At 72.8% G+C, this 21,499-nt stretch carries 17 protein-coding genes; 8 read left to right on the top strand and 9 right to left on the bottom strand.

The window, feature by feature from the left end:
* Nucleotides 1–194 precede the first annotated feature (194 nt).
* Nucleotides 195–3,200: a M4 family metallopeptidase gene (locus tag ACFYUV_RS30660; protein ID WP_387674112.1), complete on the bottom strand. Its 3,006-nt coding sequence runs from the start codon at nt 3,198–3,200 to the stop codon at nt 195–197.
* A 446-nt stretch (nt 3,201–3,646) separates the two neighbouring features.
* Here ACFYUV_RS30660 and ACFYUV_RS30655 point away from each other — a divergent pair, with 446 nt between their 5' ends.
* Complete coding sequence (locus tag ACFYUV_RS30655; RefSeq protein ID WP_387674109.1) at nt 3,647–5,758, top strand: hypothetical protein; 2,112 nt, start codon at nt 3,647–3,649, stop codon at nt 5,756–5,758.
* Nucleotides 5,759–5,773: 15 nt separating this feature from the next.
* Here ACFYUV_RS30655 and ACFYUV_RS30650 read toward each other — a convergent pair whose 3' ends face one another.
* The 3 genes from ACFYUV_RS30650 to ACFYUV_RS30640 form a co-directional block, all read right to left on the bottom strand.
* Nucleotides 5,774–7,189, bottom strand: coding sequence for an amino acid permease (locus tag ACFYUV_RS30650; protein WP_364338707.1), 1,416 nt, complete (start codon nt 7,187–7,189; stop codon nt 5,774–5,776).
* An 89-nt stretch (nt 7,190–7,278) separates the two neighbouring features.
* Complete coding sequence (locus ACFYUV_RS30645) at nt 7,279–10,647, bottom strand: OmpL47-type beta-barrel domain-containing protein (protein ID WP_387674106.1); 3,369 nt, start codon at nt 10,645–10,647, stop codon at nt 7,279–7,281.
* 295 nt (nt 10,648–10,942) lie between these two features.
* On the bottom strand, nt 10,943–11,368 hold the full coding sequence (locus tag ACFYUV_RS30640) for a hypothetical protein (protein WP_387674103.1): 426 nt from the start codon (nt 11,366–11,368) through the stop codon (nt 10,943–10,945).
* 159 nt (nt 11,369–11,527) lie between these two features.
* Between ACFYUV_RS30640 and ACFYUV_RS30635 the strand changes: the two genes are divergently transcribed.
* From ACFYUV_RS30635 to ACFYUV_RS30610, 6 genes are all read left to right on the top strand, one after another.
* The gene (locus ACFYUV_RS30635; RefSeq protein WP_387674100.1) at nt 11,528–12,178 is read left to right on the top strand and encodes a DUF998 domain-containing protein; all 651 of its coding nucleotides are present in this window, start codon (nt 11,528–11,530) and stop codon (nt 12,176–12,178) included.
* Between the two features lie 40 nt (nt 12,179–12,218).
* On the top strand, nt 12,219–12,590 hold the full coding sequence (locus ACFYUV_RS30630; RefSeq protein ID WP_387674097.1) for a YciI family protein: 372 nt from the start codon (nt 12,219–12,221) through the stop codon (nt 12,588–12,590).
* Complete coding sequence (locus ACFYUV_RS30625) at nt 12,587–12,988, top strand: sigma factor (RefSeq protein ID WP_387674095.1); 402 nt, start codon at nt 12,587–12,589, stop codon at nt 12,986–12,988. Before ACFYUV_RS30630 ends, ACFYUV_RS30625 begins: the two co-directional genes overlap by 4 nt.
* Nucleotides 12,989–13,208: 220 nt before the next feature.
* Nucleotides 13,209–14,333, top strand: a complete 1,125-nt coding sequence (locus ACFYUV_RS30620) for a winged helix DNA-binding domain-containing protein (protein ID WP_387674092.1) — start codon at nt 13,209–13,211, stop codon at nt 14,331–14,333.
* Between the two features lie 56 nt (nt 14,334–14,389).
* Nucleotides 14,390–15,016, top strand: coding sequence for a transcriptional regulator (locus ACFYUV_RS30615; RefSeq protein WP_387674090.1), 627 nt, complete (start codon nt 14,390–14,392; stop codon nt 15,014–15,016).
* Nucleotides 15,013–16,143, top strand: coding sequence for an aminotransferase class I/II-fold pyridoxal phosphate-dependent enzyme (locus ACFYUV_RS30610; protein WP_387674087.1), 1,131 nt, complete (start codon nt 15,013–15,015; stop codon nt 16,141–16,143). The genes ACFYUV_RS30615 and ACFYUV_RS30610 overlap by 4 nt, the downstream gene beginning before the upstream one ends.
* On the opposite strand, the gene ACFYUV_RS30605 is transcribed toward ACFYUV_RS30610, so the two are convergent.
* The 4 genes from ACFYUV_RS30605 to ACFYUV_RS30590 all read right to left on the bottom strand — a co-directional run bounded on the left by ACFYUV_RS30605 (nt 16,130) and on the right by ACFYUV_RS30590 (nt 18,761).
* A complete protein-coding gene (locus ACFYUV_RS30605) occupies nt 16,130–16,939 on the bottom strand; it encodes a TetR/AcrR family transcriptional regulator C-terminal domain-containing protein (RefSeq protein WP_387674084.1) in 810 nt (269 codons plus the stop codon). The two genes, ACFYUV_RS30610 and ACFYUV_RS30605, sit on opposite strands and share 14 nt — an antisense overlap.
* Before the next feature lie 126 nt (nt 16,940–17,065).
* A complete protein-coding gene (locus tag ACFYUV_RS30600) occupies nt 17,066–17,419 on the bottom strand; it encodes a hypothetical protein (RefSeq protein WP_387674081.1) in 354 nt (117 codons plus the stop codon).
* A gap of 243 nt (nt 17,420–17,662) precedes the next feature.
* Entirely contained in the window at nt 17,663–18,298 is a 636-nt protein-coding gene (locus tag ACFYUV_RS30595; protein ID WP_387674078.1) for a GNAT family N-acetyltransferase, read from the bottom strand.
* A gap of 73 nt (nt 18,299–18,371) precedes the next feature.
* Nucleotides 18,372–18,761: a MerR family transcriptional regulator gene (locus ACFYUV_RS30590; RefSeq protein WP_387674075.1), complete on the bottom strand. Its 390-nt coding sequence runs from the start codon at nt 18,759–18,761 to the stop codon at nt 18,372–18,374.
* Between the two features lie 55 nt (nt 18,762–18,816).
* On the opposite strand from ACFYUV_RS30590, the gene ACFYUV_RS30585 reads away from it, so the two are divergent.
* A complete protein-coding gene (locus tag ACFYUV_RS30585) occupies nt 18,817–20,121 on the top strand; it encodes an MFS transporter (protein WP_387674073.1) in 1,305 nt (434 codons plus the stop codon).
* Here the strand turns inward: ACFYUV_RS30585 and ACFYUV_RS30580 are convergent.
* Nucleotides 20,045–21,496 (bottom strand): LLM class flavin-dependent oxidoreductase, encoded by a 1,452-nt coding sequence (locus tag ACFYUV_RS30580; RefSeq protein WP_387674070.1) that lies wholly within the window; start codon nt 21,494–21,496, stop codon nt 20,045–20,047. The genes ACFYUV_RS30585 and ACFYUV_RS30580 overlap by 77 nt on opposite strands.
* Between the last annotated feature and the right edge of the window lie 3 nt (nt 21,497–21,499).

Genomic DNA, 21,499 nt, shown 5'->3' with positions numbered 1-21,499 from the left:
CGCGGTGAAAGTTATGGCCGGACGTCAACTCGTCCGGGCAGCAGCGTCACCACGACGGCGGAGGCGAGGAAAGCGGCGCCGAACCACAGCCCGTGCCGGAGCGTCCGGAAAACCAGAACGGAGGGGGTCCGGTGGGACCCCCTCCGCTCCGGCCCTCAGTCACCCCCCGGGTACGTGGGGCACCGGGCGGACCGTCATCCGATCCGCTGCCACAGAGCCGGTACGACGTCGGGCGTCCAGTCCGGCTGCGAGGTGTGGGCGATCACGCAGCGGTAGCGGACACCCTGGTAGGTGACCTCGTCGCCGGCGTTGTAGGCGTGCCATTCCTGCCAGGTGTCACCGGTGCCGCCGCCGTTCACCGTCAGCGAGAACGACGTGCCGTGGCTGGCGGAGCCGTTCGCGTTGAGGGTGATCGTGTACGTCTGCGCCGGCGTGCTGGACGACGTGGTCACCGTCACCGTGGACGACTCGCCCGAGTTGATGGAGGACGGGCTGAAGGTCACGGTCGCGCCCGGCGGCACGCCGTCGGCCGCCAGCGTGAGCGGGATCGGCCGGCCGGTGGTGACCTGCGTGCTCAGCGTGGTGGTCGCCGTCGCGCCCGCCGTGACGGTGGCCGAGGACGGGTCGGCGGCGACGGTGAAGTCGCCCGCCGGCGTGCCGCCGGTGACCGTGAGCGCGTAGCTCGCCGTCTGCGTCTGGGCCGTGCCGGTGGCCGTCACCGTGATCGGGTACGTGCCGTTCTTCGCCGTCGAGGCCACCGTGAAGGTCAGCCTGGACGACTGGCCCGACTGGATCGTGGCCGGGTCGAAGGCCACGGTGACGCCGTTCGGCAGCTTGGCCGCCGACAGCGTGACCTGCTGGGGCTGCCCGCCGGTCGTCGCCGTGTTCACCGTGGTGGCCACGGTGCCGCCGGCCGTCGCGGTGCCCGCCTCCGGGTCGAGCCGGACGGAGAACGCGTCCGGGTCACCGGGCCGGGAGACGGTCAGGGTGTAGTTCTGCGTCTGCGTCTGGGCCGTGCCCTGGGCGATCACCTGGACGGTGTACGTCCCGGCCGGCACGGAGGACGCCGTCGCGAGCGTCAGCGCCGACGACTGGCCCGACTGGATGGTGGCCGGGTTGAACTGGGCGGTCACGCCCGCCGGGAGCGTGCCCGTCCTGAGCTGGATCTGCTGGGCGTTGCCGCTCGTGGTCGTGGTGGTCAGCGTCGAGGCGGTGCTGCCGCCCGCGTCCACGGACCCCGACGTGGGGCTCAGCGTCAGCGAGAACTGGTCGGGGATCGGCCGGTTGACGGTCAGGGTGTAGTTCTGCGTCTGCGTCTGGGCCGTGCCCTGCGCGGTCACCTGGACGGTGTACGTCCCGGGGGCCGCGTTCGCCGCCACGTTGAGGGTCAGCGTGGACGACTGGCCCGACTGGATGGTGGCCGGGTTGAACTGGGCGGTCACGCCCGCCGGGAGGGTGCCCGTCCTGAGCTGGATCTGCTGGGCGTTGCCGCCGGTCGTCACCGTGCTCAGGGTCGTGGTGGCCGAGCCGCCCGGGTCGGCCGCGCCGGAGCCGGGGCTGACCTGCAGCGAGAAGGTGTCCGGGTTGGCCACGCAGGTCGGGTCGCTGGTGCCCCGGACGCTCACGGCGTCCCAGGCCGACTTGACCGCGTTGAACTCCACGCAGCTGTTCGGGAACAGCGCCTTGGCGGCGTTGAGCGAGGCCACCCGCGCCTTGGCGTGGGTCCACGGCTGCGTCTTGGCCTGCAGCGTGCCCATGAAGATCTTGCCGGCCTTCTGGATGCCGATGCCGGTCACCGAGGACGGCCCGCCGGAGCAGATCGGGCTGGAGGGCTTCCCGCCGCCGGGGTTGTTGCCCTCGGCCAGCAGGTAGAACCAGTGGTTCTGGGGCCCGGCCGCCGCGTGCACCTCGGTGGTGGGGATCGCGGTGCTGTAGCAGTTGGGGTCGCCGACCTGGGACGGGTTGTACATGTACCGGATCGGGCCGTTCCCGACGAGGTTGACCTCTTCGCCCACCTGGTAGTCCGGCGGGTCGTTCGGGTTGTTGGCGTAGGCCTCGGTCAGCGCGCCGAAGATGTCGCCCGTGGACTCGTTCAGGCCGCCGACCTCGTTGTTGCCGTTGTCGCCGCCGGGGGTGTTGGTGAAGACGGAGTGGCCGAACTCGTGGCCGACGACGTCCATCGGGGTGGCCTGCTGGTTGCCGGCCTGGTTGTGGCCGAAGGTGGTGTACGAGCCGTTCCAGAACGCGTTGACGTCGTTCAGCCCGACCCGGATGGGGAACGAGCGGCCCGTCCCGCTGTGGCCGTTGCGGCCCAGCCAGTCGCGCAGCATGTTCCATTCCATCTGGGCGGCGTACAGCGCGTCCACGCAGGCCGTCTCCAGGTCGGTGCCCGAGCCGTTGCCCCACGAGTCGCTGCTCTTGGTGTAGGCCGACCCGTTCTGGCCGCCGCACTGGAGGCCCGGCCTGGTGGTGTCCACCATCCGGTACGAGCCGGCCGAGCCGCTGGTGTCGATCGTCACCGTGCCGTCGTAGAAGCCGCGGCCGGTGCCCTCGTGCACCTTGTCGAACTTGTCGATCAGCGAGCCGGAGCGCGCGTCCACGAACACGTCGAGGATGCTGGGCCTGCCGGTGGCCGTCCGCCCGGTGACCTGGACCCGCCAGGCCAGCTTGGGGGTGGCGCTGGTGGCGTGCACGACCAGCTTCGCCGTGGTCACCTCGTCCACCTGCGGCAGGAGGGCTCTGGCGGTGGCCGCCGCCTGCCTGGCCGGGACGGAGGGCTCGGTGCCGACCTTGATCTTCGCGGTCTGGCCGGTGACCACCTGCTGGATCACCTGGCCGGCCCGGTCGGTGCCCACGACGACCTCGCCGCCGTAGACGGGCAGGCCCTTGTACGTGCGTTCGTAGGTCAGATATTGCAGGCCGTAGGTTCCGGCGACGTTGGACGAGAGAGTGAAGGCGTCGCCGGAGCCCTTGTGCAGGCGTTCGGCTCCGGCGGCGAGTGCCGCGTCGGCGTTCACTTTCGCGCGGTCGCGCGATTTGGCGTCCGCCGGCGCGAACGCCGGGGGGTCGGTCCTGGCGACGGTGGTCGCCGCGGTGGATAAGTGCGCCTTCGAGGTGGCGCCGGCGGCGCCTGTCATCGAGGCGGTAAGGGCCGCCGCCGCCAAAACGGCGATCGTGCCCGACTTGAACGTGCTGTTCACTCTGGGTGACTCCTCTCACATGTCCCCGGGGGTGTGGGGATCGAAGGAGCCCTTTGGCTGGGGCTTGATTAAAGTTGTCACCCAGGGTGGTCAGGCGAACAGCTCACAAATTTCCATAACGCCACGGTATGCCGGGGGAACCGGCAGATCCGGCTCCGCAAATCCTTGATCTTCAGCAAATGGACGCTGATATCCTCCGAAAAAGGGCGGGCTCGAAGGGCGGGGAGAGCGCACGTGCGGCACGCACCGGAGCAGGCAGACCGGATCCGCGCCTGGGCGCGCGTCGCGCTCGACGCGCCCGGCCTGGAGACCGAGCCGCCGCGCCCGGGGTCCGAGCCGACACGATCGCGCCCGAGGTTGCAGACGACACGGTCGCGCCCGGGGTGGCGGACGGCGCGGTCGCGCCCGGGGTCCGAGCCGGCCCTGTGGCCGGGGGACGCGGCCCGATGAGCGACTCGACGAGCGACTCGGGCATCAGCGACCCGGGCACCGGCCCGACGAGCGGTCCCGCGAGCGGCACCGACCGGGCGGACCTCGTCCTCGGACGGCGTCTCGGGCAGGACGGCCGGGGCATGGTCCACGAGGTGTCCGGCCGCCGGATCAACGGCCAGTTCGAGGTCGTCTACAAGGAGTACGACCCCGCCGTCCTGCCCGGCCTCGACGTGGGCGTCCTCGCCGAGATGGCCGGGCTGATCGGCCGGCTACCCGGATGGGACGCGGCCTGGTTGTGCGACAAGGCGGCCTGGCCCGCCGAGATCGTCATGTCCGGCGGCGCGGTCCGTGGCTTCCTCATGAGGTCGGTGCCCCACCGGTTCTCCTTCGACCTGCGAAAGCCGTCGGGAACCGAACGCCGCCCGGCCACGATGGAGCTCCTGCTCAACGACGACGCCCACGACCCTGCCCATGACCCTGCCCACGGCGGCACCGACGACCCCGCCCATGGCGGCGCTCACGGGGGCGCCCATGACGGCGCTCACGATCCCGCCCATGGCGGCGGCATCGGCCGGCGGGTCGGCGATCGTGACCGTCTGCTGCTGCTGGCCGACCTGGCCGACACGCTCGCCCGCCTGCACACGATGGACATCGTCGTCGGCGGCCTGTCGCCCGAGCACCTGCTGTTCGCCACGGAGGGCTCCCCGGAGTGCTTCCTCATCGGCTGCGACGCGATGCGGCTCGCCGGGGCGGCGGCGTTACCCCAGGTGGAGACGTCCGGGTGGGAGATCCCCGCCGACGAGCCCGAGGGCACGCCGCAGGGTGACGCCTACAGGTTCGCGCTGCTGGCCGTACGGCTCCTGGCCCGCGACCGGACCTCAACGAACCCAGGCAGGCTGGCCGCGGTCGCCCCCGCGGCGGCCGACCTCGCCGCGGCGGCGCTCCACGGGCCCGCGGACGAGCGGCCGCGTCCGGAACGGTGGGCGCAGGAGCTGCGGCAGGCCGCCTCGTCGGCCACGACCGCGCCCACCCACGCACCGCCCCCACCACCCCCGCTCCTGCCACCACCGCCGCCGTCACCTCCACTGGCACCATCGCCATCACCCCCGCCGCCGTCACCTTCGCTGCTGCCACCGGCACCGCCGCAGGGACCACCGCTCCTGCAACCGCCCTCACCCTCACTCCTGTCACCACCGCCGCCGCAGGGGCCACCGCCGCTGCCGCCGCGGGGGCCTTCGAGGCCGCCTTTTCCCGGGGCCGGGGGGCCGCGCCCGTCCGGCGGCGGGCTCAGTACGGGGATGAAGGTCGGTCTGGGGGCCGGCGTGGGAGTGGTCGGTGTGGCGCTCGCCGTGGCGGCCGCGGTGTTCGTGGTCTCGGTGGTGAAGGATCTCGGCCCGGAACGCGGGGACAGCAGGCTGACCGCGGCGTCCTCCGGCTCGCCGGACGCGGTCGTCCCCACACCGTCGCCGTCCTCGGCCACCCCGTGGCCCAGCGGACAGCCCACCGAGACGCCCACCGAGACCCCCACTGAGACGCCCACGCTCGAACCGCCCACCGAGGAGCCCTTTGACCCGGGTGACCTCGACCGCCAGGACACCGACCCGATCCCGCTCACGCCGAGCGCCCTGCTTCCCAGCTCCTTCACCACGGCCAAGGGCGTGCGCTACACCCTTCGGTCGAGCGGCGTGGACAAGTGCCCGGACGCCTACCACGCGGCCAACGTCCGCTCGGTCCTGCGCAAGGCGCGCTGCTCCAAGATGGTCAAGGGCTCGTACGTGAACCCCGGGGCCCCCGGGAACAAGCGCATCATGGTCTCGGTGTGGGTCGTGCCGCTGAAGAACGACGGCCGGGCCGACACCGCGTACGCGCGGCTCGACGACGCCTACGCCGACGCCTGGGGGATCGTCTGCCCCAGGAAGGGCCCCGGCTCCGGGCTGTGCCACTCGACGAGCTGGAGCAGGGCCCAGACCTGGGGATGGGTCGGGTACACCCACCGCTACCTGCTGCACACCATGGCCCTCTACACCAACCGCGCCAACTCCACCAGCACCCGGCCGTGGCTCAAGGACGCCTCCAAGGCCGCGTACAAGGCGATCGGCCCCAAGGTCTACCAGGACACGAACTGAATCCGCCGCCGGACGTCAGTCGCGGCGGTTCAGCGCCGAGTGGCGGCGCCCGTAGGCGAAGTAGATCACCAGCCCGATCAGGAACCACACGACGAACCTGAGCCAGGTCAACGGCTCCAGGAACGTGATCAGCCAGAGGGAGAAGAGCACCCCGATCGCCGGCACCACCGGCATGCCCGGCATGCGGAAGCCGCGCGGCAGGTCGGGACGCCGGTAGCGGAGCACGATCACCGCCGCGCAGACCACCACGAAGGCCAGCAGGATGCCGATGTTGGTCAGCTCCGCCGCCTCCCTGATCGGCAGGAACCCGGCGATGAGCGCGGAGCCGGCGCCGACGATCCAGGTCACCCTGGACGGCACGTGCCGTACGGGGTGAAGCTTGGCGAACCAGGAGGGCAGCAGCCCGTCCCGGCTCATCGCGAACCACACGCGGGTGACGCCCAGCATGAACGTGAACATGACGGTCAGGATGCCGACGATGGCGCCGACCGCGATGACGCTGGCCAGCCCGGACAGCCCGACCGAGGCGAACGCCGAGGAGAAGCCGCTCTCGGGGTCGATGTCCTGGTAGTTCTGCATGCCGGTGAGCACGAGGCAGGCCAGCACGTACAGGACCATCGAGATGGCCAGGGAGTAGAGGATGGCCTTGGGCATGTGCCGCTGGGCGTCCTTCGACTCCTCGGCCGCCGTGCTCATGGCGTCGTAGCCGAAGACCGCGAAGAACACGGTGGCCGCGCCGGTCACCGCTCCGCCGAACCCGAAGGGGAAGAACGGCGTGTAGTTGGCGGTCTCGATGTAGAAGAAGCCGACCACGATCACCAGCAGCACCACCGCGACCTTGATCGCGACGACGAACGTCTCGAACCGGGCGGCCGACCGCATGCCGAGGTTGAGCAGGAACGCGATGAACAGGCACAGGATCGCCGCGAACAGGTCCACGACGTGTCCTGGCCCGGTGCCCGGCGCGCCGAGCATCCAGGCGGGCAGGTCGATGCCGAACTGGCCGAGGAGGAAGCCGAAGTAGCCCGAGATGCCGATCGCCACGACCGCGACGATGGCGGTGTACTCCAGCAGCAGGTCCCAGCCGATGAACCAGCCGACGATCTCGCCGAGCACCGCGTAGCCGTACGTGTACGCCGATCCGGCCTTCGGGATCATGCCGGTGAACTCCGCGTAGGAGAACGCGGCGGCGGCGCTGGCGATGCCGGCGATCAGGAAGGAGATCACCACGGCGGGCCCGGCGGTCTGGTTGGCGACGGCGCCGGCCAGCGCGAAGATGCCGGCGCCGATGATGCCGCCCACCCCGATCGCGGTCAGCTGCCAGAGCCCGAGCACGCGGTTGAGCTCGCCCTCGTGCTCGGTGGCGATCTGTTCTACCGGTTTGCGGCGGAATATCCCGGACCCGCCGCCGAAGCCTCGCGCAGACGTCATGGCGGGGTCCTGCCCTTACAGGAAGCCCGCCATGCGCATGACGGCGGAAGTCGGACGAACCGGCTCGAAGGAGCCGGTCCGTCCGCTTGCTAACCGGCGCGTCCCACGGTGACCTGGGCGCGGGTCTCGGTGGCGTTGCCCGCGCGGTCCACCGCCCGGTACGTGATCGTGTAGACCCGGTCCTGGCCGCCGTCCCGCTCGGCGCGCAGGGCGAAGGACGTGTCGGCGGTGCCGGTGTCGGCCTCGCGCACGTCGTCCCGGGCGTTGCCCTGGGAGCTGGTGATCGAGACCAGGGTGACGGTGACGGGCCCGGCGTCGGACGCCTTCAGCGCCACCTCCACCGGCACCAGCCTGCGGTTCGGCGGCCACAGCCGGGCGGGGTCCGGCGTGACGGTCAGGGTGGGGGCCGTCGCGTCGATCCGGACGGTGACCGACTTCGGCTCCTCGACGTTGCCGGCCTGGTCGGCGCTGCGGAAGGCCAGCACGCTCTCCCCTTCGCGGTCCACCCGGACAGGGGCCGTGTAGCGCTGCCATGAGCCGTCGCCGAGCCGGTACTCGGTGCGCGCCACGCCGGAGCCCGCGTCGGCGGCGGTCAGGACCACGTCCACGGGCCCGTCCGACCAGCCGGCGGGCACCCCGGACGCGGTGGTCACCGGCGGCTCGCCGTCCTCGTTCGCGGGGGCGGAGTGGATCTTGAAGCCGTCCACGATGAAGTACGAGCCGTCCTTCTTGACACCCTTGAGCGTGTGCGGGCCGGGCGCCAGCCCGGTCCTGGTGTAGACGACCTTCTGGTACTCGCGGGTCGGGTTGCTGTTGTCGATGGTGGCGTCGAGCTTGCCGTCCAGGTAGAGGTCGACCTTGCCCTCGTCGGAGTTGACCTGGGCGATGTACTCCACGCCGGTGCCGTGGAAGGCCAGCTCGAAGGAGTCGCCGTCGGTCTGGGTGGCGTGCAGGTCGTCGAGGGTCGAGCCGCCGCCGCCGCGCCGGTCGTTCTTCCAGTCCCAGCCCTCGCCGGTGTAGGTGACGCCGGAGACGTTGTCGATGGTCTCCACCCCGTACGCCTTGGTCAGGCTCAGCTCGGTCAGCGCCTGTGCGCGCCAGACCTTCAGCGGCACCGGACGCCCGGCGGGCGTGCGGTTGTAGACCTTCCAGAAGCTGTCGCGGCCGGTGACCTTGGTCCCGGCGATCTCCCTGATCACGTCGCCGGTGCGCAGCCCCTGCCCGTGGGCGTGGGACCCGGCCGGGACGGCGGCCAGGAACAGGCCGTCGTAGTCGGTGAGCCCGACCGAGGACTTCACCTCGTCGCTGTGGACCTCGGTGGCCGTCGCGCCCATGAGCGGCTCGGCCAGGTTGCCGATCGTCATGCCGGTCTCGGGCTCACGCCAGGTGAGCGGCGGCGGCGTGGGCGAGCCGGGCTTGCCGAACCCGGTCATCGGGAACGGCTGGAAGCCCAGCGCGAGGGCGGGGGAGCCGGCCTTGAGCGTGTAGTCGAGCTTGGCCGGGTCGGCGTACGGGCTCTGCCCCTCGAACAGCGGGTCGGCGACCACCGAGCGGGTGTCCAGCCCGCGGGCCCGCCAGGCGGCGGTGATGTCGGCGACCGGCTTGCCGTTGTTCCAGAACAGGTTGTCGTCGTAGACGGTCCCGGAGGTGGACGGGTCGCTCTGGATGAAGTCGTAGGGATCGTCGGTGACGAAGATGTTCTTCTCGACGACGTCGCCGTTGCTCGCGTAGGAGACGTGGAAGTGGCCGCCGCCGTTGACGAAGATGTTGCCGCGCACGGTCCTGAAGAAGCCCTCGCGCAGCTTCACCCCGCCGTTGAGCAGCAGGTTCCCGGTGACCTCGTAGTTGGAGGAGCCGTCGTCGAGGTCGACGTCCCAGTGGGAGGAGTGCCGGATCCGGTTGTGCCGGATCTTCGTCGTCTCCATCGCGTCGAGCTTGGCGTACGCCTTCTTCTGGGCGTCCCCGGCGGTCAGCGGCCAGAAGCGGTCGCGGCCCCAGCTGTTGATCGGCCCGTGGTCGGAGGTCTCCTTCACGCAGTCGAAGATGTCGTTGTCCTCGATGACGTGGCCGCCCCAGGTGCCGTCGTTGATGTCGACGCAGGCGCGCGGGCCGTCGTGCACGGTGTTGCCGGACACCGTCACCCGGCGGCTCATCGAGATCTGCACGCCCGAGCTCTGCTTCTCGAACCGGCCGTTGCGGGTCATGTGGTTGCCGCTGATGGTGATGTCGCGCGGGTAGTCCTCGGTCTTCGGGCCCGGCGTGGTGTCGGTGATCGTGCGCCGCATGTCGTCCCAGGTGGACGGCTCGCGGACGGCCGCCGGGGAGCCGATGACCGCGACGTCGCTGGCCCCTGACTCCCGGAACTCGCCGCCGGAGACGACGTTGCCCTCGGCGTACCCGTCCATGAAGACGGCGTTGCCGCCGACCTGGTCGAACCGGGCGTCGCGGATGGCGACCCGCTGGGTGTTCCGCAGGTAGACCGCGCCGGCGCGGACGATGGCCCAGTCGCCGAGCTGCAGTTTCTCGTACGGGCGGCTGAACAGCGTGCGGTGGGTCTGGGTGAAGGTGAACCCGGTGAAGGTGAGGTCGCGCACCGGCGCGGCGGGCGAGTCGCCGACGACCCGCACGAGCTCCTCGCGCTCGGCGGTCTCGACGCGGGCCTTGGCCGGGTCGAGGCCCGCGGGCGGCTGGAGGTAGAGGCGGCCGGCGTCCTTGTCGTAGAACCACTCGCCGGGGGCGTCCAGCTCCTCCAGGACGTTCTCGACCATGCGCTTCTGCGGATGCAGGCCGTCGCCCCGGTTGTTGTCGCCGACCCACTTCAGGATCGGGACGCCGCCGTCGCCGATGCCGGTCACCCTGAAGGAGTTCCCGCCCCATTCGCCCTGGTGCAGCCCGCGGACCAGCGCGGTCGTGGGGTTCTTCCAGCGGGCCACCCGTTCGGGCGAGATCGCGTCGGCGGCGTACCCGTCGAGCACGGCCTCCTTGGGATCGACGTTGGGATACCGGGCCAGGACCTGCCGGGTGCCGTCGAGGAAGAGCTCGTCGAAGTCGAGGCCCGCGCCGATGTCGGCCACCAGGGTCGCGCCCTGGTACGGCGTCCAGGCGGGGGTCAGCCGGCGTCCGCCGCTGAGCACGACCTGCTCGCCGGCGGCCGCCTCGTAGACGGCCCCGGAGTCGGCGGGGGTGAAGGTGAGGGGCTCGGCGAGGTGGTAGACGCCGCCGCGGACCCGTACCCGGGGCGGCTCGGGCGCGGTGGGCAGGACCGCGCGCACCGCGCGCTGGGCACGCTCGATCGTACGGAACGGCGCCGCCTCGGTGCCGGCGGCGCCGTCGTCGCCGTCGGGGGAGACGTGGAAGACGGTGCCGGCCGCCTGGGCGGAGGCGGGGGAGAGAGCGGTCAGTCCGGTCGCGGCGAGAGTCGCCGCGAGGAGCAGCCGCCAGGGCTTGCCATGGCGCACAAGGGCCTCCAGTCGGGGGATGGCCCTCATTGTGACCAAGCCCTCAGACGAAGGCGATCACGCCAAGGTCACGTTTCATCCGATCAATCGACTCCCGAAGGCTCGTGGTGCACCGAAAATCGCGTTTTGTCCCCCAGGTGATCGGATCTCTCCGATCGTGCCTGAGCAGGTTGCCGGGGCGTCCGAGGCGCTGGCCGCGCGAGCGCCCGCGAGGGCCGACGAGCAGCCACGCCGGCGGAAGGCGGCGAGCCGTTCAGGACGGCTCGCCGCCACCGTGCGTTTCCCCGGCCGGGCGTCAGACGCGTGTCGAGGTGGAGGCGTACCCGCCGCCGCCGGGGTAGACCCACTCGCCGGTGAGCGTGGTGCCCTCGGCGTCGAAGGTGCCCGCGTAGGAGGCCGGGCCGCCCTTGGTCCCGGCCCAGATGGTCAGCCGGTCGCCGTCCAGCTCGTAGACGTAGTCGAAGGTGTTGCCCGCCGAGTCGTAGTAGCGGGACACCACGTCCGCCCCGGCCGGCTCGCCGAACGGGCGCAGGTTGCCGATCACCTCGATGCCGGTGACCGGCTCGCCGAACTGGGTGAGCTCGACGTGCTGGACGAGGAAGAACCGGCCGGGCAGCCACTCGTAGCGCACGGTCCCCTCGGCGCCGCCGGTGACCTTCCAGGTGCCGACCAGCCGGTCCAGGGCCTTCAGTTCGGGGCTGGGCTGCTGGGTCTCGATCATGTCGTCCTCCTCTGTGAGTTGTTTCACCGGTACCTCGGAGCCCCCTGCCGGGCTTTGACGCGAGACCGCTGTGACGTGAATCACCCTCGACCGGCGTCAAGAAGGCCGGTCCGGGTCCGAGGTAGCGAGCGGGAAACCCACCGACGAAGGAGGACGTTCATGACCACCACCACCGCCACCGGCGTCCCCGTCCGCAGGAGCGCCCGGGCGTCCGGACGCCTGCTGCTGGCCGGGGCGCTGGCCGGGCCGATCTTCTTCGCCTCGGCGACCACGCAGATGCTCACCCGTGAGGGCTTCGACCTCACCCGGCACCCCATCAGCCAGCTGTCCACCGGCGACCTGGGGTGGATCCAGATCCTCACCTTCGTCCTCGCGGGGACGGGGGCGCTGGCGCTGGCCGTCGGCGTCAGGCGCACGCTCACCGAAGGGATCGGGCGGCGGGCGCTGCCGATCCTGGTGGGCGTGTTCGGCGCCGGGTTGGTGGCGGCAGGGGTCTTCACCATGGACCCCGAGAAGGGCTTCCCGGCTGGGACCCCTGAGGGGCCGGTCGCGCAGATGTCCTGGCACGGCATCGCGCACTCGGCCGCCGCCGCCGTGGCCTTCACCGCGCTGGCCGTCGCGGCCGTCGTGATGAGCGTCCGGTGCGCCCGCCGCCGGTCGGCGCCGCCCGCCGTGCTGAGCGCCGTCGCCGCGCTGGTGCTCCTCGTGCCGATGTCGCCCGACCGCATGAGCGTCCAGATCGCCGTGAACGGCCTGGCCGCCTTCACCTGGACGACCGTCCTCGCGGTGTCGCTGCGGCGCGCCGCCTGAGGCGAACGTAGAATCGGCTGCCACGATCGAGGGATAAACCATGAAATACCTGCTGCTCGGCTACACCCCGGCCGCCGCGTGGGACGCCGCCACCGCCGGCGTCCCCTCCGAGGAGGCGCTGGCCGCCTTCGCGACCTACCAGAAGCTGGAGCAGGAGCTGATCGCCTCCGGCGAGCTCGTCGGCAGCGAGGGCCTGGGACACCCGGCGGTCAGCACCACCGTCCACCGCGACGGTGACGAGGTGGTCGCCACCGACGGTCCCTTCGCCGAGCTCAAGGAGGTCCTGGCCAGCTTCGCCGTGATCGACGTGACCGGCAAGGAGCGGGCCGTCGAGATCGCCGCGCGCATCGTCGAGGCGCTCGGCGAGCCGATCGAGATCCGCCCGATCATGGGTGCGGACTTCGGGGCGTGAACCGCGAGCTGGAGCACCTGCTGCGCACCGAGGCGCCGCAGGTGCTCGGCGCGCTGGTCCGCCGCTTCGGCCGGTTCGACATCGCCGAGGACGCGGTGCAGGAGGCGCTGCTGACCGCCGGGCGTACCTGGCCGGTCGAGGGCGTCCCGGAGAACCCGCGCAGCTGGCTGATCCGCGTCGGATACCGGCGCATGGTGGACCTGCTCCGCTCCGACCAGGCCCGCCACCGCCGCGAGCTGCAGGCCGGAGTGGCCGACCTGGCCATGCGGGAACCCGGGCGCCGGGCAGACCCCGCGGCCTGGCGCTCCTGGACGACCTCAACCGCCGCCACCACCTGGACCGGCACCCGCTCACCAGGCAACGGGAGCACGCGGTCCGCGCCCACCTGCGCCAGATGACCGGCGACACCACGCGGGCCGCCGCGCTCTACCGCCAGGCCGCCGGCCTGACCGCGAACCAGGTCGAGCGGCGCTACCTGCTCGGCAAGGCCGGCGATCTCAGCTGACCGGCCCCCGCACCGGCACCGTGGGCGGATCGCCGGGGTGACACCCGCCGTAGCGGAACGAACCTTTCCGCCTGTCCTTCTACGGTGAGGGCGAACGCACCGAGGAGGAATTCGTGATCGAACTGTCGTGGCCGCAGGTCAGCGCGCGCCGGCTGGAGCGGGCGCACCTGGCCGCCCCCGCCGCCGACAAGGGCCAGGCCGCCGTCGTGGCCGCCATGTGCGGGGCGCACGCCCAGGTCATGTCGGCGGCCGAGCTCTCGATCGGCCTGCGGCTCGACGGCGTCACCCGCGCCCACGTGCGCGAGGCGTTGTGGGACGAGGGGACCCTGGTCAAGACGCACGGGCCGCGCGGAACCGTGCACCTGCTGCCCGCGAGCGACCTGCCCATGTGGCTGGGCGCCCTGTCGTCGCTGCCGCCGGGGTCCGGCGGGGCCGAGGGCGTCCGGCTGACGGCGGAGCAGACCGACCAGGTCGTCCAGGCCGTCCGCGACGCGCTGGCCGGGGCCGACATGACGATCGACGAGCTGAGCGACGCGGTCGTGGCGGCCACCGGGCCGTGGGCGGGCGACCTGGTCATGCCCGCGTTCCAGGGCATGTGGCCGCGCTGGCGGCAGGCGATGCACACCGCGGCGCACCGGGGGGCGTTCGTGTTCGGGCCGGTCAGAGGGCGCAAGGTCACCTACCGCGCCGCGCCGGCCGCGCCCGTGCCGCCGGACGCTCGGGCCGGCCTGGTCAGGGCCTACCTGGCCGCGTACGGGCCGGCCACCCCGGCGCAGTTCGCCCAGTGGGCCGGCGCGACGGTGCGGTGGGCGGCCGAGGCGTTCGCGACAGTGGAGACCGAGGAGGTGTCGTTCGACGGGCGTCCGGCCCGGGTGCTGGCGGGGGACACGGCGGTGCCGGACGGGCCGCCGCGCGGCGTGCGTCTTCTGCCGTACTTCGACGCCTACCTGATCGCGGGCCGGCCGCGTGAGCTGCTCTACCCCGGCCCGGCCTGGCAGCGGGCGTTGTCCGGCGGGCAGGCGGGCACCTTCCCCGTGCTGCTGGTGGACGGCGAGGTGCGCGGGGTCTGGCACCAGCGGCGCTCCGGCAGCCGGATCGACGTCACGGTGGAACTGCTGTCCGCCCTGACCGCCGCCCAGCGCGGTGAGCTCGACGAGCAGGTGGAACGGGCGGGGGAGATCCTGGAGGGCAGGCCGCGCCTGACCCTCGGCCCGGTCACGGTGGGCGCGCACGCCTGAGCTCGGGGAACGCGCCTGGTTGGACAAAGCGTCCGAATTGGACATAACATCCGGGCGTGGCGAACACGGATGAGCGCGTGCGGCTGTGGTCGCCGGTGTGCGAGGCGGTGGCCGCGCTGCTGGCCCCGTACGCCGAGGTGGTCCTGCACGACGTCCGCGGCGACCGGGTCCTGGGCGTGTGGAACCCGATGTCCGGGCGCGGCCCCGGCGCCCCGTCGCTGCTCGGCGAGCTCGACCGGCTCGACCCCTCGCCCAGCGGCGTCTACGGGCCCTACGAGAAGCTGCTGGCCGACGGGCGGCGGCTGTCGTCGGTGAGCGCCGTGCTGCGCGACCCCGGCGGCGAGCCGTCCGCCGTGCTCTGCGTGAACCTCGACCGCACCCCGCTGGAGCAGGCCGCGGCGCTGCTGGCCGCGTTCGCCGCGCCGTCGGCGCCGCGTCCGGAGGCGCTGTTCGAGCAGGACTGGACCGAGCGCGTGCAGCAGATCGTCGGCGCCTACGTCCGCGAGCACGGCCGGCCGGTGGAGCGGCTGACCCGCGAGGACCGCCTCGCCGTGCTGGCCGAGCTGGACCAGGCCGGGGTCTTCACCGTCCGGCGGGCGCCGTCCGTCGTCGCGGGGGCGTTGCGGACGTCCCGCTCCACCCTCTACGCCCTGCTCGCCGAGCTCAGGAGGAGCCGACCGTGACCCCGCTTCCCGACTTCCGGCTGGAGGTCTACTTCTCCCGCTGGGAGTTCACCGCCCGCCACCACCTGGCCGCCTCCGACGCGCAGACCATGACCATGGCCGAGCTGCTCGCCCTGGCCGGCGACGACGACAGGCACGCCTGGGAGACGCTGTCCCTCGGCTACACCGAGACCTTCGGCGACCCGGGGCTGCGTCAGGCCGTCGCGGACACCTACGAGCGCGTCGGCGCGGACGACGTGGTCGTCTTCGCGGGCGCCCAGGAAGCCCTGTACCTGGCCATGCAGGTGCTGCTCGGCCCCGGCGACCACGCCGTGGTGGTCACGCCGTGCTACCAGTCCGCCGAGACGGTGCCGATGGCGTTGTGCGAGGTCACCGGCGTCGCGCTCGACCCGGCCCGCGACTGGGCGCTCGACCTCGACGCCGTGGAGGCCGCGATCCGGCCGAACACCCGCGTGGTGTCGGTCAACTTCCCCAACAACCCGACGGGCAAGGTCATCGGCGCGGCCGACCTCGCCCGGCTGGCCGCGCTGTGCGAGGAGCGCGGCATCCACCTGTTCAGCGACGAGGTCTACCGCGGCCTGGAGCTCGACCCCGGCCGTACGCTGCCGCAGGCCGCCGACCTGTCACCGGCGGCGCTCTCGCTGAACGTCACCTCCAAGTCCCTCGGCATGCCCGGCCTGCGCATCGGCTGGATCGCCTGCCGCGACCGCGAGCTGCGCGCCCGCCTCGAACGCGCCAAGCACTACACGACCATCTGCAACTCCGCGCCCAGCGAGCTCCTCGCCCGCATCGCGATCAAGGCCCGGGACCGCATCCTGGAGCGCAACCGCGGGATCATCGCCGCCAACCTGCCGCGCTTCGAGGCGTTCTTCGGCGAGTTCGGCGACCTGTTCGAATGGCGGGCGCCCGACGGCGGCTGCGTCACCTTCCCCCGCTACCTGGGGCCGGACGGCGTCGAGGCGTTCTGCGCCGAGCTGGTCGAGCAGGCCGGCGTGCTGCTGCTGCCCGCGGGCGTCTACCGCTCGGAGCTCACGTCCACGCCGGACGACCGGTTCCGCCTCGGCGTGGGCCGCGCCGACCCCGAGCCGGGCCTGGAAGCCTGGGCGTCCTTCCTCAAGGGGCGCTGACCGGCCCGGCGTGCGGGCCGGTCCGCTCGACGGCGGCCTGCACGCCGTCGAGCAGCACGGTGAGCCCGACCGTGAACGCCTCGTTCACCTGGTGTTCCAGGTACGGCTCGCCCTCTCCGGGGACGCTGCCCTCGCTCTCGATCCAGGCCACCATGGGGAAGCGGGCCGCGAAGCCCGGCGCGACCTCCTCCAGCAGCCGGGAGCGGGTGTGCCACCACTCCTCGTCCGACACGCCGGTGGCCGACGGGGCCTGCCGGGACTCGGCGACCGTCCGGGCCGCGCCGCGGACGAAGTCGAACAGCAGCGACACCACGCCGCGCAGCGCGGGCGGGCGCAGGCCGGTCTCACGCAGGATCGCGACCAGGCTCTCCAGCAGCGCGAACTCGTTGGGGCCCAGCACCGGACGGGCCTGCGACACCTGGAGCACCCAGGGATGGCGCTGGTAGAAGTGCCACAGGTGCCCGGCCCACGCGGTGACCGCCGCCCGCCAGCCCCCGGCCAGGTCGTGGGCGGTGGGCAGCTCGCCCAGGGCCTTGTCGTACATGAGGTCCACCAGCTCGCCCTTGCTGGGGACGTAGGTGTAGAGGGCCATGCCGGTGCGGCCCAGCCGTTCGCCGACCTTGCGCATGGACAGCGCGGCCATGCCCTCGGCGTCGGCGACGGCGATGGCGGCGTCGACGATCAGGTCCACGCTCAGGCCCGGCTTGGGACCGGGACGCGACTCGCCCGGCTCTTCGGTCCGCCACAACAACGCCATCGAACGGCGCGCGTCCCCCTGCCCGGCGAAGACGACCACGGTACGACTCTCCTCTGCCCCGGATCTCTTTACGGCAGAAGATATCAGCGCTCCGAGTGGCACGGCGGGGGCGTGCGTCGATCCCGGCGCCCTCACGGGGCGCCGGGATCGAGGTGGGTGAAGGCGTCAGCCCCCGACGCCGACCCCCGCGCCGGGGCCGTAGCCGTGGCCGATCCAGTTGCCGTTGCCGCTGCCCGGCCAGTTGTGGCGGCCGTGGCCGTACTTCCAGCCCCAGCCGTCGTCGTCGGAGTCGTGCCCGTGCTCGCCGCCCTTGCAGGCGTCGGCGTCACGGGTGCCGGCGAACCGGCCGTACTTCGTGACGTGGTGGTACGTGGAGTCGTCGTTCGTTCCGAGGCTGCAGTTGTCCGGGTGCCAGTGCCTCTCGTCGGACCAGGCGTCCGCGGCGGCCACGCCGGCCATGCTGAACACCGCGGCCGCGACGAGCAGTGCACCGCCGGCGGCGATGAGGTTACCTCTCATGAGCTCCCCCTGTAATCACGAAGTGACATCGGCCATCACTATACGTAGCGATCTTGGACACCCTCCGCAGCGCCACACCCGGTTTCCCCCAACAGCGGGCCCCCTACCAGCAAACTCCCGGACACCGGCAACCCCGGCCTGGCAAGGGCGCACGGGCCTTCCGCACGGCGTTCCGGCACGAGCGCACGCCGGGCACAGGACGCTCGGCCGACCGGCGCGACTGGGCGGACCCGTCCCTCCGAGTCAGCCGTTCTCCGGAACGAGCAGCACCTCGGCCCCCATCGGCAGATAGCCCGCGGCCAGGAAGGCCCGTACGCTCGCGGCGTTGCCCGGCGCGATCTGCGCCCACAGCGGGCCGGGCGTCAGGTGCCTGGCCGCCGCGGCCAGCGACCTGCCGAGCCCGCGCCCGCGGTGCTCGGGCTCCACCTCGACGGCCGCCTCCCAGCGGCCCGCCACGCCGCGGCCCAGCGTGACCAGGCCGGCGCCGTCGCCGGTGACCCACACGCGCACGGCGTCCCGGTAGCGGCGGGCCCGGACGACGCGCGGATGGTCGCCGGCGGTGAGCTCCTCCAGCGGGAGCGGGGGCGCCCCGGGGGCGGGGGCGGCCAGCGCCAGCAGGTCGAGGTTGCCGGTCCGCCTGCCGGTCGCGGCCTCCATCGCCGTCAGGAACGCCGGCATGAGCGGCGCCGACAGGTCGCCGGCGGGCAGCAGGGCGTGCACCCGAGCCGGATCGACGTCGGCGAAGACCACCGTGTGGGCGGTGAAGGCGATGATCCCCGCGTCGCGCTCCGACGGCTGGGGGAGGACGGTCACGCTGCCGTCGGGGGCGGGCGGGCGGCCCGCCGCCGCGTCCGAGAGAAGGTCGGCCAAGGTCTCCATGCCCACATTCCAGCAGACCGGACTCGCGGCGGAACGATCAGGCCGAGGCCGGACTCCCGTCCCGGCGGAACGGTCACTCCGAGGGCGCGCCCCCGTCCGCCGCGGACCGTACGGCGGCCAGGTAGGCGTGGATGGCGTCCCGGTTGCGGGCCAGGCAGTCGATGCGCTGCTGGATGCGGCCCGCCTCCGCCCGCAGCAGCTCGGCCAGTTCCGGCGTCAGGCACTCCGGATGCAGGTGGATCTCGTCGGGCTTGTTGAGGAACGGCAGGATGCGGCGGATGATCTCCGTGGTGAGCCCGGAGTCGAGCAGGCCGCGGATCTGCTGGACCCGGTACACCGCCGACTCGGGATAGTCCCGGTAGCCGTTGACGGCGCGGTCGGGGTGCAGCAGGTCCTGCTCCTCGTAGTAACGCAGCATGCGCGTCGGCACGCCCGTACGCTGGGACAACTGTCCGATCTTCATGCTTCCCTCGGAGGATTTGCCTTCACACTGATGTGAAGGTTTCAGCATAGGCGGCATGTCTCCTGCGAAACTCCCGTGGGCGGGGCTGCTCGCGCTGTTCACGGCGGCGTTCACGGCCGTCATGACCGAACTCCTCCCGGCGGGCCTGCTGCCGCAGCTCTCCGCCGCCCTCGGCGTGCCGGAGGGGACGGCCGGGTTCCTCGTGACCGCCTACGCGCTCGCCTCCTTCCTGGCCGCGATCCCGCTCACCGCGTTGCTGCGCGGGCTGCCCAGGCGGCAGGTGCTGGTGGCCGCGCTGCTCGGGTTCGCGCTGCTCAACGCGGTCACGGCGGTGTCGTCGTCGTACGCGGTGACGTTCGCGGCGCGGGTGGGCGCGGGGGCGATGGGCGGCATCCTGTGGGCCATGCTCGTCGGGTACGCCGCCCGCATGGTCCCCGCCGAGCGCCGCGGCAGGGCCATCGCGATCGTCTCGGCCGGGATCACGGTGGCACTGTGCGCGGGCATCCCGGCCGGGACGCAGCTCGCGGCGGCCGTCGGATGGCGGGCGGCGTTCGGGTCGCTGTCGGCGGTGGCGGTGGTCCTGGTGGGCTGGGTCCTGTGGAAGGTGCCGCCCTTCCCCGGCGAACCCGCGGCGCGGCGGGTGCCGTTGCGGCGGGTCGCGCTCGTCCCCGGCGTCAGGACCGTGTTGTCGGTGACGGCGCTGGTGCTGCTGGGGCACCAGGCGATGTACACGTACCTGGCGCTGTTCGCGGAGCAGGCCGGGTTCGGCCGGCCGGGGACCGTCCTGCTGGTGTTCGGCGTGGCCACGGTGGCGGGCATCTGGGTGGTCGGCGCGGTGATCGACAGGCGCCCGCGGGCGACCCTGCTCGCGGTGCTGGCCGCCGTGGCCGCGTCCATGACGGCCCTCGGTCTGTACGCCGGGTCCGCCGGGGTGCTGCTGGGCGCGGTCGCGTTGTGGGGCGCGGCGTTCGGGGGAGCGCCGACGCTGCTGCAGACCGCGCTGGTCATCGCCTCGGGGCCGGAGAACGCCGACGTGGCCACGTCGATGCAGACCACCGTCTACAACGCGGGCATCGCGGCCGGGTCGCTCACCGGCGGGCTGGTGCTGGAGGGCGCGGGGGCGGGCGCGCTGCCGTGGACCGCGCTCCCGGTGGCGCTCGCCGCCCTCGCGGTCGTGGCCGCCGCCCGCCGGCACGCCTTCCCGGCCCCTGGCGGCACGGCCTCTGGCGACCTGGCCCCCGGCGACCCTGTCGCCGGAAGCAGGGCCGCCGGAACAGGCGACGCTAGAAGCCGTGCCTCGACAGCGGCGGCACCAGCTCCCGCTCCTCGTACGACAGGTGGGACAGCAGCGCGTCGCTGAGCAGGTCGACGGCGGCGCGCAGGTCGCCCAGCCCGCCGGGCTCGCCGACGAAGGCGACCAGTGTCCGGTCCACCCGTTCGATGATCTTGTGGATCGCCTCGTGCTCCTCCTGCAGCCGGTCCAGGACGGGCGCGAGCCCCGGCTCGGCGCGGCGCAGCTTCGGGAAGACCATGCTGTCCTCCCCGGTGTGGTGCATGGTGACGAGCCTGCAGTACGACTCGCAGTACGCCCCCAGCGTCCAGTTGTTCTGCCGCATCGTCATGGTCGCGATCTGCGAACGGGCCGCGCCCGCGTCGATCGTGCCCGCGGCCACCTGCTCGACGAGGTCGCGCAGCTGGGCCAGCTCGGCGCGCAGGTGGTCGTGCACGTCCACGAGGTGCTGCCCGGTGGCCTGCTCCGCCGGGGTGTACCGGCGGCCGGGGTCGGGGTCGGGCGCGGTGGGCCTGGTGGCCTCGTCCCAGACCTGGATCGCGGCGCGGGTCCCGGCGTGGTTGGCCGGTTCCGGCGACTGTCCGCGCCCGGCGGCGACCAGCTCCCGTACGGCCGGGGCGGTCTCGGCGGCGAAGCGCTCGATCTCGCGCGGATCGCCGGACATGAGGATGAAGACGCTCACCCCGTGGACGAGCGCGAGCTCGGCGAGCTGCCCGGCGGGCAGCGGACCGCCCAGGTTGAGCAGCCGCCGCACGTCGGACGGCGACCGCCCGGCCTCCAGCGCGGCCTCGTCGATGACGGCGTTGCCCTCGCCCAGGGCGGCGACGTCCTGGAAGCGGGGGAGCGAGGGCAGCCAGCCGTCGGCCAGCCGCCCGGTGAGCCGGAGCATGCGCGGCTTGTACGCCCCGAGCCAGATCCCGATGTCGTGGGCCGGTCGCGGGCCGCGCTTGAGCCCATCCACCCGGTAGTGCTCGCCGCGGTGATGGATGCCGCCGCGCGTGCCGGTGTCCCAGACCGCGCGGATGATCCCGATGCCCTCCTCCAGCGCGGCCACGGCCTCGGACGGGGTGCGCCGGGGGCCGCCCATGGCCTCGATGGCGTCCCAGTAGCCGCCCGCGCCGAGCGCCAGCTCGAACCGCCCGTGGCTGAGCAGGTCGAGACTGGCCGCCGCCTGGGCGAGCACGGCCGGCGGGCGCAGCGGCAGCGGGTGCACGTTGCCGGCCAGCCGGATGCGCTCGGTGCGCGCGGCGACGAAGCTGAGCAGCGTCCAGGTGTCGAGGAGGGCGGGCTGGTAGGGGTGGTCCTGGAAGGTCACCAGGTCCAGCCCGGCGCGCTCGGCGAGCTGGGCGAGGGCCACGACCTCGTCCGCCTGCCCGGCGGCCGGGACGAGGTTGGCGCTGAACTGCAGGTCGTGACCGTAGTCGGGCATGAGGGGCTCACCCATTGG

The organism is Nonomuraea sp. NPDC003560 (genome assembly GCF_042878785.1).
Classification (GTDB): domain Bacteria; phylum Actinomycetota; class Actinomycetes; order Streptosporangiales; family Streptosporangiaceae; genus Nonomuraea.
This window is presented reverse-complemented; position numbering and strand designations above follow the sequence as displayed.

Bases quoted from the DNA above. Each gene is read 5' to 3' on its own strand.
- ACFYUV_RS30590 (WP_387674075.1), bottom strand. From the start codon at position 18,761: ATGAAGATCGGACAGTTGTCCCAGCGTACGGGCGTGCCGACGCGCATG.
- ACFYUV_RS30580 (WP_387674070.1), bottom strand. From the start codon at position 21,496: ATGGGTGAGCCCCTCATGCCCGACTACGGTCACGACCTGCAGTTCAGC.
- ACFYUV_RS30585 (WP_387674073.1), top strand. From the start codon at position 18,817: ATGTCTCCTGCGAAACTCCCGTGGGCGGGGCTGCTCGCGCTGTTCACG.
- ACFYUV_RS30650 (WP_364338707.1), bottom strand. From the start codon at position 7,189: ATGACGTCTGCGCGAGGCTTCGGCGGCGGGTCCGGGATATTCCGCCGC.
- ACFYUV_RS30630 (WP_387674097.1), top strand. From the start codon at position 12,219: ATGAAATACCTGCTGCTCGGCTACACCCCGGCCGCCGCGTGGGACGCC.
- ACFYUV_RS30595 (WP_387674078.1), bottom strand. From the start codon at position 18,298: ATGGAGACCTTGGCCGACCTTCTCTCGGACGCGGCGGCGGGCCGCCCG.
- ACFYUV_RS30640 (WP_387674103.1), bottom strand. From the start codon at position 11,368: ATGATCGAGACCCAGCAGCCCAGCCCCGAACTGAAGGCCCTGGACCGG.
- ACFYUV_RS30600 (WP_387674081.1), bottom strand. From the start codon at position 17,419: ATGAGAGGTAACCTCATCGCCGCCGGCGGTGCACTGCTCGTCGCGGCC.
- ACFYUV_RS30655 (WP_387674109.1), top strand. From the start codon at position 3,647: ATGAGCGACTCGACGAGCGACTCGGGCATCAGCGACCCGGGCACCGGC.
- ACFYUV_RS30635 (WP_387674100.1), top strand. From the start codon at position 11,528: ATGACCACCACCACCGCCACCGGCGTCCCCGTCCGCAGGAGCGCCCGG.